Origin of the sequence: Variovorax sp. 160MFSha2.1 (genome assembly GCF_048305075.1) — a bacterium.
Taxonomy (GTDB): domain Bacteria; phylum Pseudomonadota; class Gammaproteobacteria; order Burkholderiales; family Burkholderiaceae_C; genus Variovorax; species Variovorax guangxiensis.
Genome location: NZ_CP157624.1, coordinates 5,510,798 through 5,524,905, shown reverse-complemented (window position 1 = coordinate 5,524,905; position 14,108 = coordinate 5,510,798). Strand labels below are relative to the sequence as shown.

Genomic DNA, 14,108 nt, shown 5'->3' with positions numbered 1-14,108 from the left:
GGCAGCTTCGCCTGTGCCGCTGTTTCGTCAGCTGCGCCGGCGCTGCCCCAGGTCGCGCAGCGCGGCCGAGAGCGCATCCTCGTTCACAGGCTTCAGCAGATGATGATCGAAGCCGGCCTGCGCGATGCGGGCCCGGTCGCCGGGCTGGCCCCAGCCGGTGAGCGCGATCAGCCCCATGTGCCGGTGACGCGGGTGCGCGCGAAGCCGGCGCGCCAGTTCGCAACCGTCCATGCCCGGCATGCCGATGTCCAGGATGCCGAGCGTCGGGCCGAAGTCTTCCGCCGCGCGCAGCGCCTCCATGCCGCCGAAGGCGATGGCCGTCTGGGCGCCCAGCAGGTCCAGCAGCGCCGCGAGCGATTCCGCCGCGTCGCGGTTGTCGTCGACCACCAGGATGCGCTGCCGCGCGGCGGCGGCCTCCGCGTCAACGCCGGGCCGGGTACCGGCCTTCACGCCGCGGCCTAGCAGCGGCAGCGACACGACGAACTCGCTGCCGTGGCCGATGCCTGCGCTCCTCGCGTCGACCGAACCGCCGTGCAGCTCCACCAGGCTCTTCACCAGCGTGAGGCCGATTCCGAGCCCGCCCTGCGCGGCGCGCGCCGTGTCGCTCACCTGCACGAACATGTCGAAGATCGCGTCGAGCATGGCTGAGGGAATGCCCGTGCCGCTGTCCTTCACGCGCACCACGGCATCGCCGTGGTCCCCCTGCTCGAGGAACACCTCGACGGTTCCGCCCTCGGGCGTGTACTTGGCGGCGTTGTTCAGCAGGTTGGCGAACACCTGCGTGAGCCGCACGCTGTCGCCTTCGACCGCCAGCGAGGCATCGGGCATGTTCAGCGCGAGGGTGTGCTTGCGGGCTTCCATCAACGGCCGGCTCAGTTCCACAGCGTCGCGGATCACCTGCGCCAGCGTCAGCTCGGCGAGCTGCAGCTCGATCTTGCCGCGGGTGATGCGCGAGACCTCCATCAGGTCGTTCACCAGGCGCACCATGTGCTCCACCTGGCGGCCCATGAGCTCGTAGTAGGGCAGTGCCGCCTCGGGCGTGGGGGCCTTGCGCTTGAGGATGGCCAGCGCGGTGCTCAATGGCGCGAGCGGGTTGCGCAGCTCGTGCGCCAGGGTGGCGAGGAACTCGGTCTTGCGCTTGTCGGCTTCGCCCAGGTCGTCGAGGATCCGGCGCAGTTCGTACTGCCGGCGGCGCGCGCGCAGTGCGCTGCGCAAGGCGCTCACCAGCGAGGCCACGCGCATGGGCCGCTCCAGCACGGTGACGTTGGCCATGCCGTCCATGGCGACGCCGATGGCACGCGAGTCGGCCCCCTGCCGGGCAAGGATCAGCACAGGCAGGTCGGACCATGGCGGCTGAGCCGAGACCGCATCGGCCAGTTCCGCCGCGCCGGTGCCCGAGAGCATTTCCTCCGACACCAGCAGCGCGCCCGCGCCATGCGGAATTTCCTGCAGCAGGTCGCGCAGCGAGGGGCACGCAAGCGATTCGATGCCGGCGTGCTTCAGCACGGCGGTGGTCATTGCCGCATCCTTCGACGTGGCTGTGCGCAGCAGCACGCGCAGCTGCGTGTGCACGGGAGAGGCGTCGGGGGCGTCGGTGTTCGTCACGGTGGAACGGCCGACACGCCGTCGATCGGTACGGGCACCCCCGTCAGGATGCCCCTGAAGCGGCGCAACGGCTCGCCCACGTTGAGCCCGTTGTGGTCCATCGAGAAGGCGCGGATCGAACGCTCGTGCACGCCACCGCGCTTCTTGAGCACCGAGATCGCCTGGTGCACCTCGCCATCGGATTCGAAGTAGCGCAGCAGCACGACCGCGTCGGCGAGGTAGCTGGCGTCCACCGGTGTCTGCATCTGCATGCCGACGAGCCCGTGCTGGGCGCCCACCAGCAGCGTCGCCACGCCGGACTGGCCGAGGTACGTGAGCAGCTCATGCAGGTGCACGATCAGGAAGCGCTCGTCGGGCATCGCGTTGAGGTAGCCGTTGAGGCTGTCGATCACCACCACCGCCGCCGAATGCCGCGTGACCGCGAGCCTGATCTCGTGCACCAGCTCGCCGGGCGAGAGTTCGGCCGGGTCGATCTGCTTGATGCGGATCAGGCCCGATGCAAGGTGCGGCTCGATCTCCATGCCCAGCCCCATGCACCGCGTGCGCAGCGTATTGATGCTTTCGTCGAAGATGAAGAGCGCGGAGCTCTCGCCCCGCTGCGCTGCCGCGATGGCGAACTGCACCGCCAGCGACGACTTGCCGGTGCCCGGAGCGCCGACGAAGAGCGTGCTCGTGCCTTTCTCGAGGCCGCCGCCGAGCAGTGCGTCGAGCTTGTCGATGCCGCTGGGCAGCTTGGTCAGCATCATTTCGCGCGAATGCTCGGCCGCCACCAGCCGCGGAAATACATGCAGGCCGCCGCGCTCGATCTTGTAGTCGTGGTAGCCGCCGCGGAACGACTGGCCGCGGTACTTCACAACCAGCAGGCGGCGGCGAGCCGCGCCGTAGTCGGAATTGGACTGCTCCAGCCGCAGCACCGCGTGCGCGATGCTCTGCACCTGCAGGTCGTGCTCGGTGGCCGTCATGTCGTCGAGAAGCACCACGGTGCACTGGCGTCCCGCGAAGAACTGCTTGAGCGCCAGGATCTGGCGCCGGTAGCGCAGCGAGTTGCCCGAGAGCAGGCGCAGCTCGGACAGCGAGTCGAACACCACGCGCGAAGGCTTGAGCGTTTCCACGTCGCCGAGGATGCGCAGCGTGGTCTCGCTGAGCTCCATCTCGGACGGGTGAAACATGGTGTATTGCTCTTCGGGCTGCAGCGCATCCTGGGTGGGCAGCATCTCGCGGATGTGGATCGCCGTGAGATCCCATCCGTGCGAGGCGGCCACGCCGCGCAGTTCGGTTTCGGTTTCCGACAGCGTGACGTAGAGCACCGACTCGCCCGCGCTCACGCCCTCCAGCAGGAACTGCAGGGCAATGGTGGTCTTGCCCGCGCCGGGCATGCCTTCCAGCAGGTAGAGGCGGTTGGGTTCCAGGCCTCCTCCCAGCACATCGTTCAGGCCTGGTACGCCGGTGCTGAGGGGGCCGCTGGCGTTCGGCTCCATCGTCGTTCTCCATGAAACATGCGGACACTCATTCCATCATGGAGCGTTTGAAAATGCATGCGCGCCGCGCCAGCCGGGAGGCCAAGCCCATGTCGGCGGCGATCCCTTTGCACATTGCGGTACGGGTGGTGCGAGGCAGAGGCGTTGTCCTGCACGCCGTGTCGGAACTGTCCGGTTGGCGCGCGGTGCGCGGCAAAGAGACTGCGGCTTCTGCTTCCTTCTTTCTTTCGTTCAACCCCAGACATTTCACTCATTGCCCAGGAGACGACGATGCCCGATGACAGCGAGATCCGCATTCCGCAAGACGACGAACGCATCGACGTCACCGACCTGAAGGAGGTTGACTACTGGACCCGCTGGTTCGGCGTGAGCGAGGCCAGGCTGCGCACCGCCGTGGCATCGGCCGGCACGCACAGGGACGACCTGCGGATCTATCTCGGGCTGCCCTGACCGCTGCCGAGGCGGCGGGCGCCATGCCTCGGGCCCTTGGACCTCAGGCCGCTGCGGCCAGCATGCCCTTCTGCTCGATGAACGCGACCACGTCGGCCACGCCCGAGAGCGTCTTGAGGTTCGTCATCACGTAGGGCCGCTGGCGGCGCATGCGCTGCGTGTCCTGCTCCATCACGTCGAGATTGGCGCCCACGTAGGGCGCGAGGTCGGTCTTGTTGATCACGAAGAGGTCGCTCTTGGTAATGCCGGGGCCGCCCTTGCGCGGGATCTTCTCGCCGGCCGCCACGTCGATCACGTAGATGGTGAGGTCCGACAGCTCGGGGCTGAAGGTGGCCGCGAGGTTGTCGCCGCCCGATTCGACGAACACCACGTCGGCGTCCGGAAAGTCTTCCAGCATGCGGTCGATGGCCTCGAGGTTGATCGAGGCGTCTTCGCGGATCGCCGTGTGCGGGCAGCCGCCCGTCTCCACGCCCATGATGCGCTCGGCCGGCAGCGCGCCGGCCACCGTCAGCAGGCGCTGGTCTTCCTTGGTGTAGATGTCGTTGGTGATCGCGATCAGGTCGTACTTGTCGCGCATCGCCTTGCAGAGCATCTCGAGCAGGGTGGTCTTGCCGGAGCCGACCGGGCCGCCGATGCCCACGCGCAGGGGCGGAAGTCTCTTGGTGCGGTTGGGAATGTGGTGCAGGGCGGAGGTCATGAGGATGGTGCTCGGTTCAGCTTCGGAAGAGGCGGGAATATTGTGTTTCGTGGCGAGCCGACAGCACCGCCAGCAGGGGCGCGAAGGCCTGGCGCTCGTTGTCGCCTAAGGCCATTGCGCGGGTCACGGCATCGGGAATCTCCTGCGCCAGCCGGCCCAGGATGCGCTGGCCCGCGCTCTGGCCCAGCGGCACGGCCTTGACCGCGGCGGCGACCATGTTCTCGGCCCAGCCGAAGGCGAAGGCCAGGCAGCCGTCGTGCACCGTGGCGCCCGCGCGGCTGGCGGCGAAGGCGAATGCGACGGGGTAGCTCGCACCCAGCTCGGCAAAGACTTCCGCCGTATCGGCGTGGTGCAGCTTCAGCCATTCGACGAAGGAGCGGCCCATCTGCTCTGTCTGCAGCAGGAACTCGGCCGACTCGCGGGTGGCCATCACCCAGTCGTTGAGCGCACGGATGCGCGGCATGTCGCCGGCGCTCCAGGCCGCGATGGCCTGCGCGCAGACGGCGAGGTCGCCGCGCGCGAAGCTCAGGTGCAGCTGGTCGGAGATCCACTCGGCCGCGCACGGCTCCGAATCGATGCCGGCCCATTCGACGGCGGCTTCGACGCCCTCGGAGTACGAGAAGCCGCCGACCGGCAGCGCGGGCGAGGCGAGCCAGATCAGCTGCAGGAGGCTTTGGGCGGACACGTCGTCAGTGGGAGTGACCGTGATGCCCGTGGCCGTGGCCATCGTGGTCGTCCAGCAGCTCCGGCGCGAGCACCAGCGGCTTCGGGCCGCTGCCGTGGGCATGCGGGTGACCGTGATCGTGCGAATGCCCGTGGTCGTGGCTGTGGCCATGGCCATGCGAATGCTCATGCGACCCATACGCGCCGCCCTCGGGCTCGAAGGCTTCTTCCACCGCCACGACGATCAGGTGCATGGAGCGCAGCATGTCGGCCAGCACGTGGTCGGGCTCGATCTTCAGGTGGTCGGGCTTCAGCTCGATGGGCACGTGCCGGTTGCCCAGGTGGTAGGCCGCGCGCGTCAGGTCGAAGGGCGTGCCGTGGGCGGTGCAGTGCGTGATGCGAAGCACCGGCTGCGGCGCCGCGATCACGCGCACCAGCGAGCCGTCCTCGGCCACCAGCACGTCGCCGCCACGCACGAGCGTGCCGCGCGGCAGGAACACGCCGATCTGGCGGCCCTGCGAGTCGGTGGCGTCGAAGCGGCTCTTCTGGCGGATGTCCCAGTCGAGTTCGATGGTGGCGGCACGCTTGAGCAGCACGGGCGCGAGGCCGCGGCCCTGGGGCATGAGTTTGTTGGCGGTGAGCATGGTGCAAATGGAGCGCTCCGGAGGGCGCCCGCTGGCTGGATGAATACCTTCGAGGATACGCAGCCTGTCAAGCAGCCGCGTTCCCCAGGGCTTCAGAACAGGAAATACCGCTGCGCCATCGGCAGCAGCTTCCCCGGCTCGCAGGTCAGCAGGTTGCCGTCGGCGCGCACCGCGTAGGTCTGCGCGTCGATCTCCATCTTCGGCGTGTAGCCGTTGTGGACCAGGTCCTTCTTGCGCACGTTGCGGATGTTCTTCACCGCGCTCAACTGCTTCTTCAGGCCGTAGCGCTCGCCGATGCCAGCGGCCAGGCCGGCCTGCGAGACGAAGGTCAGCGAACTCTTCGCCAGCGAGCCGCCATAGGCGCCGAACATCTGGCGGTAGTGCACCGGCTGCGGCGTGGGGATCGATGCGTTGGGGTCGCCCATGGCCGCCAGCGCGATGCTGCCGCCCTTGATGATGGTGAAGGGCTTCACACCGAAGAAGGCCGGCTTCCAGATCACGATGTCGGCCCACTTGCCGATTTCGAGCGAGCCCACCTCGTGCGCGATGCCGTGCGCGAGTGCCGGGTTGATCGTGTACTTGGCGACGTAGCGCTTCGCGCGGAAGTTGTCGTTGCGCGCGCTGTCCTCGGGCAGGGTGCCGCGCTGCAGCTTCATCTTGTGCGCGGTCTGCCAGGTGCGGATGACCACCTCGCCGACGCGGCCCATGGCCTGGCTGTCGGAGCTGAACATGCTGATCGCGCCCAGGTCGTGCAGCACGTCCTCGGCCGCGATGGTCTCCTTGCGGATGCGCGACTCGGCGAAGGCCAGGTCCTCGGCGATGCCGGCGTCGAGGTGGTGGCACACCATGAGCATGTCGACGTGCTCGTCGAGCGTGTTCACGGTGTAGGGCATCGTCGGGTTGGTCGAAGACGGCAGGAAGTTCTCCTCGCCCACCACGCGCAGGATGTCGGGCGCATGGCCGCCGCCCGCGCCCTCGGTGTGGAAGGCACAGATGCCGCGCCCGCCCACGGCGGCGATGGTGTTCTCGACGAAGCCCGATTCGTTGAGCGTGTCGCTGTGGATGGCCACCTGCGTGTCGGTGGCGTCGGCCACGTCCATGCAGTTGCTGATCGCCGCGGGCGTGGTGCCCCAGTCTTCGTGCAGCTTCAGGCCGATGACGCCGGCCTCGATCTGCTCGTGCAGCGCGTGCGGCAGGCTGGCGTTGCCCTTGCCCAGGAAGCCCAGGTTCATCGGGAAGGCGTCGGCCGCCTGCAGCATGCGCTCGATGTGCCAGGGACCGGGCGTGGAGGTGGTGGCGAAGGTGCCGGTGGCTGGGCCGGTGCCGCCGCCGAGCATGGTGGTCACGCCGGAGGAGAGCGCCTCCTCGATCTGCTGCGGGCAGATGAAGTGGATGTGGCTGTCGATGCCGCCGGCGGTGACGATGTTGCCCTCGCAGCTGATGATCTCGGTGCCCGGGCCGATGACGATGTCCACGCCCGGTTGCACGTCGGGGTTGCCGGCCTTGCCGATGGCGGCGATGCGGCCGTCCTTCAGGCCGATGTCGGCCTTCACGATGCCCCAGTGGTCGAGGATGAGCGCGTTGGTCAGCACCGTGTCGACCGCGCCCTGCGCCCGGGTGCGCTGCGATTGCGCCATGCCGTCGCGGATCGTCTTGCCGCCGCCGAACTTCACCTCTTCGCCGTAGCCGCCGGCGCGAAGCGTGTAGTCGGCCTCGACCTCGATGACCAGCTCGGTGTCCGCGAGACGGATGCGGTCGCCCACCGTGGGGCCGAAGATTTCGGCGTAGGCACGCCTTGAAATGGTCGCCATCAGAGCTTTCCTTGAACCAGGCCGCGAAAGCCGTAGACGATGCGATCGCCCGAAAAGTCGACCAGCTCGACCGTGCGCTGCTGGCCCGGCTCGAAGCGCACCGCGGCGCCGGAGGCGATGTTCAGCCGCATGCCGCGCGCGGCCTCGCGGTCGAAGCCGAGCGCGCCGTTGGTCTCGGCGAAGTGATAGTGCGAGCCGACCTGGATCGGCCGGTCGGCGGTGTTCTGCACCACCAGCGTGAGGGTGCGGCGGCCGGGGTTGAGCGTGTGCTCGCCCTCGTCGGTGAAGAGTTCTCCGGGGATCATGCCGGCCGCCTCAGATGGCCTGCGCCAGCAGCGTTGCGCCCAGGCCGACGACCGCGGCGCCGGCCACGCGCGGCAGCCATGCGTTGGCATTGCGCAGCGCCCAGCCGAATGCGATGCCGATGGCGTGCAGCAGCACGGTCGCGCAGGCCATGCCGGCCAGCGTGAGGGCGGCGCCTTGCTCGCTCGCCAGTTCGTAGCCGTGCGCCACGCCGTGGAAGACAGCGAACACGCCCACCACCACCATCGCCGCCACGGCCGGCAGGCGCACGCGCGTGACCACCAGCAGGCCCAGCACCAGCAGCGAGGCCGCGATCATCGGCTCGACCGCCGGCAGCTGCACGCCGGCCAGCCCCGCCAGCGCGCCCGCGAGCAGCATGCCGGCGAAGGCCAGCGGCGCCCAGAGCAGGTCGGGCCAGGCACGGCGCGCGGCCAGCGCGCTCCACAGGCCGACCGCGACCATCGCCGCGAGGTGGTCGGCGCCGGTCAGCGGGTGCATGAAGCCGGTGACGAAGCCGTGGTGCATGCCGCCGTCGACGCCGGTGTGGGCGCTGGCGGCCAAGGGCAGCAGGAGGGCGATCAGGGCAAGGGTCTTGGAGGTGCTGTGGCGCATGGAAAAGTCCTTCTGTTCTTTCTCTTGTTCTTCGAATGTCAGACGATGGGCTGATGGACGGTGACCAGCTTGGTGCCGTCGGGGAAGGTCGCTTCGACCTGGATGTCGGGAATCATCTCGGCGATGCCGTCCATCACGTCGGCGCGGGTGAGCACGCTGCGCCCCTCGCTCATGAGTTCGGCGACGCTCTTGCCGTCGCGCGCGCCTTCCATGACGGCGGCGGAGATCAGGGCGACGGCCTCGGGGTAGTTGAGCTTGAGGCCGCGGGCCTTGCGGCGTTCGGCCAGGAGTGCCGCGGTGAAGATCAGCAGCTTGTCTTTTTCGCGCGGGGTCAGTTCCATGGGATCGGCATCGGGTGGCGGGAGGAGGCGGCCATTATGGGCAAGCCGGCTTGTTTGCAACAGTCGTGCCTTGTCCGCCAAAAGCCGTATGGATGGCACGGAAGATGCACCGAAACGGTGTGAACCCTGAAGCCACGACCGCCACCCCCGACGATGCCCCGCAGCGCATCGTCAAGGTGCGGCGCGACTACAACAGCTGGGTGGCCAGCGAGACGCTGGAGGACTACGCGCTGCGCTACACGCCGCAGCGCTTCCGCAAATGGTCCGAATGGCGGGTGGCCAACACGGCGTTCGGGGCGGCCTCGTTCCTGATCCTGGAGGCGGTGGGCGCCACGCTGCTGGTGCAGTACGGCTTCGCCAATGCCTTCTGGGCGATCCTGGCGACCGGGCTCATCATTTTCCTGGCGGGCGTGCCGATCAGCATGTACGCGGCGCGCTACGGCGTGGACATGGACCTGCTCACGCGCGGCGCCGGCTTCGGCTACATCGGCTCCACGCTCACCTCGCTGATCTACGCGAGCTTCACCTTCATCTTCTTCGCGCTGGAGGCTGCCGTGATGGCCTATGCGCTGGAACTGGCGCTGGGCATTCCGCCGGTCTGGGGCTACCTGGTGTGCGCGCTGGTGGTGATTCCGCTGGTCACGCACGGGGTGTCGGCCATCAGCCGGCTGCAGCTGTGGACCCAGCCGCTGTGGCTGCTGATGCTGGTGGTGCCCTTCGCGTATGTGCTCGTGCGCGATCCTGGTGCGTTCGCGGGCATCGTGCACTACAACGGCGTGCGCTCGGGCACGAAGGGCTTCGATCTGCACCTGTTTGGCGCAGCCCTCACGGTCGGTATCGCGCTCATCACCCAGATGGGCGAGCAGGCCGACTACCTGCGCTTCATGCCCGCGCGCACGGCGGCCACGGCGCGGCGCTGGTGGGCCGGGGTGCTGGCCGGCGGCCCGGGCTGGGTGGTGCTGGGCGTGCTCAAGATGCTGGGCGGCGCGCTGCTGGCCTACCTGGCGCTCACGCACATGGTGCCGGCCGACCGGGCGGTCGACCCCAACCAGATGTACCTGGCGGCCTACGAGTACGTGTTCCCGCACTACGGTTGGGCGGTGGCGGCCACGGCGCTGTTCGTGGTGATCTCGCAGCTCAAGATCAACGTGACCAACGCCTATGCGGGCTCACTGGCCTGGAGCAACTTCTTCTCGCGCGTGGCGCACAGCCACCCGGGGCGGGTGGTGTGGGTGGTGTTCAACGCGCTCATCGCCTTCATGCTGATGGAGATGAACGTGTTCGAGGCGCTGGGCGACGTGCTGGGCCTGTTCGCCAACATCGCCATCGCCTGGATGATGGCGGTGGTGGCCGACCTGGTCATCAACAAGCCGCTGGGCCTGTCGCCGCCGGGCATCGAGTTCAAGCGCGCGCACCTGTGGGACATCAACCCGGTGGGCGTGGGTGCGATGGCGCTGGCCTCGGGGCTGTCGATCACCGCGCACCTGGGCGTGTTCGGGCCGCTGGCGCAGGCTTTTTCGGCGCTGATCGCGCTGGGCACTGCGCTGGTGGCCTCGCCGCTGCTGGCCTGGGCGACCGGCGGCAAGTACTACCTGGCGCGCGGCGCGGCGTCCTCCGGGGCCGGCGTGGTGCGCTGGGCCAGGGTCGAGCACGAGGGCAGCTACCAGCGCCTGAAGGTGCAGCACTGCGTGATCTGCGAGCGCGAGTACGAGGGGCCGGACATGGCTCACTGCCCCGCCTACCAGGGCCCGATCTGCTCGCTGTGCTGCACGCTGGACGCGCGCTGCGGCGACCTGTGCAAGCCGCACGCGAGCCTGTCGTCGCAGTGGTCGGCGGTGCTGCGCTGGCTGCTGCCGCGGCGCAGCTGGCGCTACCTCGACACGGGGCTGGGGCACTTCCTGCTGCTGATGCTGGTGATCGTGCCGCTGCTGGCGGTGGTGTTCGGCGTGCTCTACCAGCAGGAGCTGCGCGCTCTCGCCGAGGGCGCGCTGGAGCTGGCTTCCGAATCGGAAGTGACGGCCGCGCTGGCGGGGCTGCAGAAGCTGTCGCTGCGCTCGGGCTTCCTGAAGGCGTACATGGCGCTGCTGGTCATCGCGGGCATCGTCGCGTGGTGGCTGGTGCTGGCGCACCAGAGCCGCAAGGTGGCGCAGGAGGAATCGAACCGCCAGACCCACCTGCTGATGCGCGAGATCGAACTGCATCGCGAGACCGACCGCGCGCTGCAGGCTGCAAAGCAGGCTGCCGACGAGGCGCGCGAGATCGCAGAGCAGGCCAAGCAGGCCGCCGACCAGGCCAACCAGGCCAAGAGCCGCTACATCAGCGCCATCAGCCACGAGCTGCGCACGCCGCTCAACAGCATCCTGGGCTACGCGCAGCTCATGGGTGAAGACCACTCGGTGCCGCCACACCGGCAACAGGCGGTGGCGGTCATCAAGCGCGGCGGGGAGCACCTGCTCTCGCTCATCGAGGGCACGCTGGCCATCGCGCACATCGAGGCCGGCAAGCTCACGCTGCACGCGCGGCCGATGCGCTTCGCCGACACGCTGCGCGAGCTGGCCGACATGTTCGAGCTGCAGGCGGCCGAGAAGGGCCTGCAGTTCCGCTTCGAGGCAGCGGGGCAGCTGCCCGAGGTGGTGCGCGCCGACGAGAAGCGCGTGTGCCAGATCCTCATCAACCTGCTGGGCAACGCGATCAAGTTCACGGCCGCGGGGCAGGTCACGCTGCGGCTGGCCTATGCGCGCGAGTTCGCCTCCATCGAGATCGAGGACACGGGCCCGGGCATGCCGGCCGGGGACATCGAGCGCATCTTCGAACCCTTCGCGCGAGGCAACGCCACGGGCACGGCAGCCGCGCCGGGGGCGGGGCTGGGGCTCACCATCGCCAAGATGCTCACCGACCTGATGGGCGGCGAGATGAAGGTGAGCAGCACGCCGGGCGTGGGGTCGCTCTTCTGCGTGCGGCTGTTTCTGCCGCGCGTGCATGACGCGGCGGCCGGCGCGGGACGCGCGCTACCCGTTCCGCGCGCGCGGCGCGGCTACGAGGGGCCGCGCCGACGCCTGCTGGTGGTCGACAACGAGGAAGCCGACCGCGACCTGCTCGGCCATCTGCTCGCGCCGCTGGGTTTCGAGCTGCGCAGCGCGGCCAGCGGGCACGACGCGCTCGACCTCGTTGCCGCCGGCTACCGGCCGGATGCGATGTTCGTCGACCTGGCGATGCCCGGCATCGATGGCTGGGAGACCATCCGCCGCGCGCGCAAGCTGGGCCTGACCGAGGCTGCCGTGGCCATCGTCTCGGCCAACGCCTTCGACAAGGGGCTGGACAACGACGTGGGCATTGCGCCGGAAGATTTCTTCGTCAAGCCCGTGCGCCACACCGAGCTGCTCGACTGGCTCGAACGCCGGCTCGGGCTGCGTTGGACCGAGACCGCCGCAAAGCCCGCCGCCATCGCCGAGCCGCGCGCGATGCTGGCGCCTTCGCTGGCCCGCCTGCGCGCGCTGGAGGAGGCCGTCGGCCTGGGCTACTTCCGGGGCATCATGAACCAGCTCGACGACATCGACGCCGCGCAGCCCGAGTGCGCGGCATGGACCGAAGCGCAGCGCACGCTCGCCCGCCAGTTCCAGTTCGAAGTCATGAGCCGCGCGCTGGCCGAGGCCGTCGAAAGCGCAGCATGACCACGAAGCCATCCGCAGCCATGGAAACCTCATCGCTCGCCAGGACCCTGCGCGAACAGCAGGGCGCCAACAGCGACCTCGTGCTGATCGTCGACGACGTGCCCGACAACCTCGCGGTGCTGCACGACGCGCTCGACGAATCGGGCTACACCGTGCTGATCGCCACCAACGGCGAGCAGGCGCTGCAGCGCGCCGTGCAGGCCAAGCCCGACATCGTGCTGCTCGACGCGATGATGCCGGGCATCGACGGCTTCGAGGTCGCGCGCCGGCTCAAGGCCGATGCGGCGACGGCGCACATTCCCATCGTGTTCATGACGGGGCTCACCGAGACCGAGCACCTGGTGGCCGCGCTGGAGGCCGGCGGCGTCGACTACGTCACCAAGCCCATCAAGCCGAAGGAAGTGCTGGCGCGCATGAACGTGCACCTGCAGGGCGCGCGCCGCGCGAGGCAGGACGCGCGGCAGGCCGGCCAGGCGCGCAACGCGCTCGACGCCTTCGGCTACGCCAGCATCACGGTGCGCCTGCCCGAAGGCAAGCTCATCTGGCAGACGGCGCTCGCGCGCGATCTGCTGCTGCGCTACTGCGACACCCGCGCGCCCGAGACGCCGCCGGCGGTGCTCGAATGGCTGCGCAGCCACACGCCCGATGCGCGCGAGCGTGGCATCGAGCCGCCGGCGCTGTCGATCGTGCAGGGCGCCGGCAGCCTCACGCTGCGGCTGCACCAGCAGACCGGCGGCGACGACGACGGCGACGAGTGGATGATCATCATGCGCGAGGTGTCCGATACCGCCGTCATCGAGGCCATGAGCCTGAGCCTCAAGCTCACGGCGCGCGAGGCCGAAGTGCTGTACTGGGTGGTCAAGGGCAAGACCAACAAGGACATCGGCGAGATCCTCGGCAGCAGCCCGGCCACGGCAAAGAAGCACCTGGAGCGGGTGTACGTGAAGCTGGGGGTGGAGACGCGCACCGCGGCGGCGGGCGTGGCCATCAAGCGCATCCGCGAGCTTCAGCCCCAGTTCGAGATCTGAAGGGTACCCACCGCGTGGTGCCGTGTCATGGCGCCTGCTTTCCGCGTCCCTAGAATGGTTCGAGGCCCCGGGGACGCGAGCGATGAAGAACACCAGCCACAGCAGAACAACGACCCGACCGCCATCGCGCGGCTGGATGCTCGCGGCCTCCTGCCTTGGAGCGGGGCTGCTCGCGGCTCCCGTTGCACAGGCGGCGGGGCATTTCGATGTGGACGACGCCAGCACGCTCGACCCGGGTCAGTGCCAGTACGAGACCTGGTGGGGCCGCACCGGCGTCGAGCCCGTCACGGGCTTCCACTTCGGGCCGGCCTGCCGCGTCGGGCCTGTGGAACTGGGCCTGAACCTCGACCGAACCTCGGTGGGCGGCGTCCATTCGGTCACCGGCGGGCCGCAGCTCAAGTGGAATTTCTACGGACAGGCGGCCGACGCGCCCTTCAGCGCGGCGGTGTCGGCGGGGGCGGTGTTCGACTTCAAGCGCGGTGGCCGCGCGGGCGGGCAGTTCGTCGTTCCCGTCACCTGGCGGCCGCTGGACAGCCTGCAGATCCACGCGAACGTCGGCGCCGACTGGGCGACCGGAACCGGGGCGCGCACGCCGCGCGGCGGCGTCGGCGTGGAGTGGGCTCTGAACGACACGGTGTCGCTCATCGCCGAGCGCAACCGCGCCTCGAACGCCTGGACATCGCGCGTGGGCGGGCGCTTCAGCATCACGCCGCTGATCAGCGTGGACGTGAGCGCATCGCGCACCGGACCGCAGGGCGTGCGCGGCTTCGTGATCGGGCTGAACCACGAGTTCAGCTGGAAGTGA

General features: G+C 69.1%; 14 protein-coding genes. 5 read left to right on the top strand and 9 right to left on the bottom strand.

The genetic code is table 11. From position 1 onward, the window contains the following. Positions 1-27: 27 nt before the first annotated feature. Together ABL838_RS25275 and ABL838_RS25270 are read right to left on the bottom strand one after the other, a co-directional pair. Positions 28-1,605 carry an ATP-binding protein gene (locus ABL838_RS25275; protein WP_369660981.1) on the bottom strand — a complete coding sequence of 526 codons (1,578 nt, stop codon included), beginning with the start codon at positions 1,603-1,605 and terminating at the stop codon, positions 28-30. Further along, positions 1,602-3,083 carry an ATPase domain-containing protein gene (locus ABL838_RS25270; RefSeq protein WP_418122434.1) on the bottom strand — a complete coding sequence of 494 codons (1,482 nt, stop codon included), beginning with the start codon at positions 3,081-3,083 and terminating at the stop codon, positions 1,602-1,604. The genes ABL838_RS25275 and ABL838_RS25270 overlap by 4 nt, the downstream gene beginning before the upstream one ends. 11 nt (positions 3,084-3,094) lie before the next feature. Here ABL838_RS25270 and ABL838_RS25265 point away from each other — a divergent pair, with 11 nt between their 5' ends. Next, the gene (locus ABL838_RS25265; protein WP_418117695.1) at positions 3,095-3,364 is read left to right on the top strand and encodes a hypothetical protein; all 270 of its coding nucleotides are present in this window, start codon (positions 3,095-3,097) and stop codon (positions 3,362-3,364) included. After that, complete coding sequence (locus ABL838_RS25260) at positions 3,354-3,533, top strand: DUF3606 domain-containing protein (protein WP_126024654.1); 180 nt, start codon at positions 3,354-3,356, stop codon at positions 3,531-3,533. Before ABL838_RS25265 ends, ABL838_RS25260 begins: the two co-directional genes overlap by 11 nt. Before the next feature lie 43 nt (positions 3,534-3,576). Here the strand turns inward: ABL838_RS25260 and ureG are convergent, their stop codons facing one another. From ureG to ABL838_RS25225, 7 genes are all read right to left on the bottom strand, one after another. Further along, positions 3,577-4,230 (bottom strand): urease accessory protein UreG, encoded by a 654-nt coding sequence (gene ureG, locus ABL838_RS25255; RefSeq protein ID WP_184642184.1) that lies wholly within the window; start codon positions 4,228-4,230, stop codon positions 3,577-3,579. 16 nt (positions 4,231-4,246) lie between these two features. Beyond that, entirely contained in the window at positions 4,247-4,957 is a 711-nt protein-coding gene (locus ABL838_RS25250) for an urease accessory protein UreF (protein WP_418122432.1), read from the bottom strand. Further along, entirely contained in the window at positions 4,920-5,537 is a 618-nt protein-coding gene (ureE, locus tag ABL838_RS25245) for an urease accessory protein UreE (RefSeq protein WP_369660986.1), read from the bottom strand. Before ureE ends, ABL838_RS25250 begins: the two co-directional genes overlap by 38 nt. A 92-nt stretch (positions 5,538-5,629) precedes the next feature. Next, positions 5,630-7,348, bottom strand: a complete 1,719-nt coding sequence (gene ureC / locus ABL838_RS25240) for an urease subunit alpha (RefSeq protein WP_418122430.1) — start codon at positions 7,346-7,348, stop codon at positions 5,630-5,632. Then, entirely contained in the window at positions 7,348-7,653 is a 306-nt protein-coding gene (locus tag ABL838_RS25235) for an urease subunit beta (RefSeq protein ID WP_126024658.1), read from the bottom strand. Before ABL838_RS25235 ends, ureC begins: the two co-directional genes overlap by 1 nt. A gap of 10 nt (positions 7,654-7,663) precedes the next feature. Continuing rightward, a complete protein-coding gene (locus ABL838_RS25230; RefSeq protein WP_418122428.1) occupies positions 7,664-8,263 on the bottom strand; it encodes a HupE/UreJ family protein in 600 nt (199 codons plus the stop codon). Positions 8,264-8,301: 38 nt separating this feature from the next. After that, positions 8,302-8,604, bottom strand: a complete 303-nt coding sequence (locus ABL838_RS25225) for an urease subunit gamma (protein WP_042578881.1) — start codon at positions 8,602-8,604, stop codon at positions 8,302-8,304. 104 nt (positions 8,605-8,708) lie between these two features. On the opposite strand from ABL838_RS25225, the gene ABL838_RS25220 reads away from it, so the two are divergent. The 3 genes from ABL838_RS25220 to ABL838_RS25210 all read left to right on the top strand — a co-directional run bounded on the left by ABL838_RS25220 (position 8,709) and on the right by ABL838_RS25210 (position 14,108). Next, positions 8,709-12,275: an ATP-binding protein gene (locus ABL838_RS25220; protein ID WP_418122426.1), complete on the top strand. Its 3,567-nt coding sequence runs from the start codon at positions 8,709-8,711 to the stop codon at positions 12,273-12,275. Between the two features lie 20 nt (positions 12,276-12,295). Continuing rightward, complete coding sequence (locus ABL838_RS25215; RefSeq protein ID WP_126024792.1) at positions 12,296-13,303, top strand: response regulator transcription factor; 1,008 nt, start codon at positions 12,296-12,298, stop codon at positions 13,301-13,303. An 82-nt stretch (positions 13,304-13,385) separates the two neighbouring features. Next, entirely contained in the window at positions 13,386-14,108 is a 723-nt protein-coding gene (locus ABL838_RS25210; protein ID WP_418122424.1) for a hypothetical protein, read from the top strand.

Bases quoted from the DNA above. Each gene is read 5' to 3' on its own strand.
- ABL838_RS25270 (WP_418122434.1), bottom strand. From the start codon at position 3,083: ATGGAGCCGAACGCCAGCGGCCCCCTCAGCACCGGCGTACCAGGCCTG.
- ABL838_RS25265 (WP_418117695.1), top strand. From the start codon at position 3,095: ATGAAACATGCGGACACTCATTCCATCATGGAGCGTTTGAAAATGCAT.
- ABL838_RS25260 (WP_126024654.1), top strand. From the start codon at position 3,354: ATGCCCGATGACAGCGAGATCCGCATTCCGCAAGACGACGAACGCATC.
- ureG (WP_184642184.1), bottom strand. From the start codon at position 4,230: ATGACCTCCGCCCTGCACCACATTCCCAACCGCACCAAGAGACTTCCG.
- ABL838_RS25250 (WP_418122432.1), bottom strand. From the start codon at position 4,957: ATGGCCACGGCCACGGGCATCACGGTCACTCCCACTGACGACGTGTCC.
- ureE (WP_369660986.1), bottom strand. From the start codon at position 5,537: ATGCTCACCGCCAACAAACTCATGCCCCAGGGCCGCGGCCTCGCGCCC.
- ureC (WP_418122430.1), bottom strand. From the start codon at position 7,348: ATGGCGACCATTTCAAGGCGTGCCTACGCCGAAATCTTCGGCCCCACG.
- ABL838_RS25235 (WP_126024658.1), bottom strand. From the start codon at position 7,653: ATGATCCCCGGAGAACTCTTCACCGACGAGGGCGAGCACACGCTCAAC.
- ABL838_RS25230 (WP_418122428.1), bottom strand. From the start codon at position 8,263: ATGCGCCACAGCACCTCCAAGACCCTTGCCCTGATCGCCCTCCTGCTG.
- ABL838_RS25225 (WP_042578881.1), bottom strand. From the start codon at position 8,604: ATGGAACTGACCCCGCGCGAAAAAGACAAGCTGCTGATCTTCACCGCG.
- ABL838_RS25220 (WP_418122426.1), top strand. From the start codon at position 8,709: ATGCACCGAAACGGTGTGAACCCTGAAGCCACGACCGCCACCCCCGAC.
- ABL838_RS25215 (WP_126024792.1), top strand. From the start codon at position 12,296: ATGGAAACCTCATCGCTCGCCAGGACCCTGCGCGAACAGCAGGGCGCC.
- ABL838_RS25210 (WP_418122424.1), top strand. From the start codon at position 13,386: ATGAAGAACACCAGCCACAGCAGAACAACGACCCGACCGCCATCGCGC.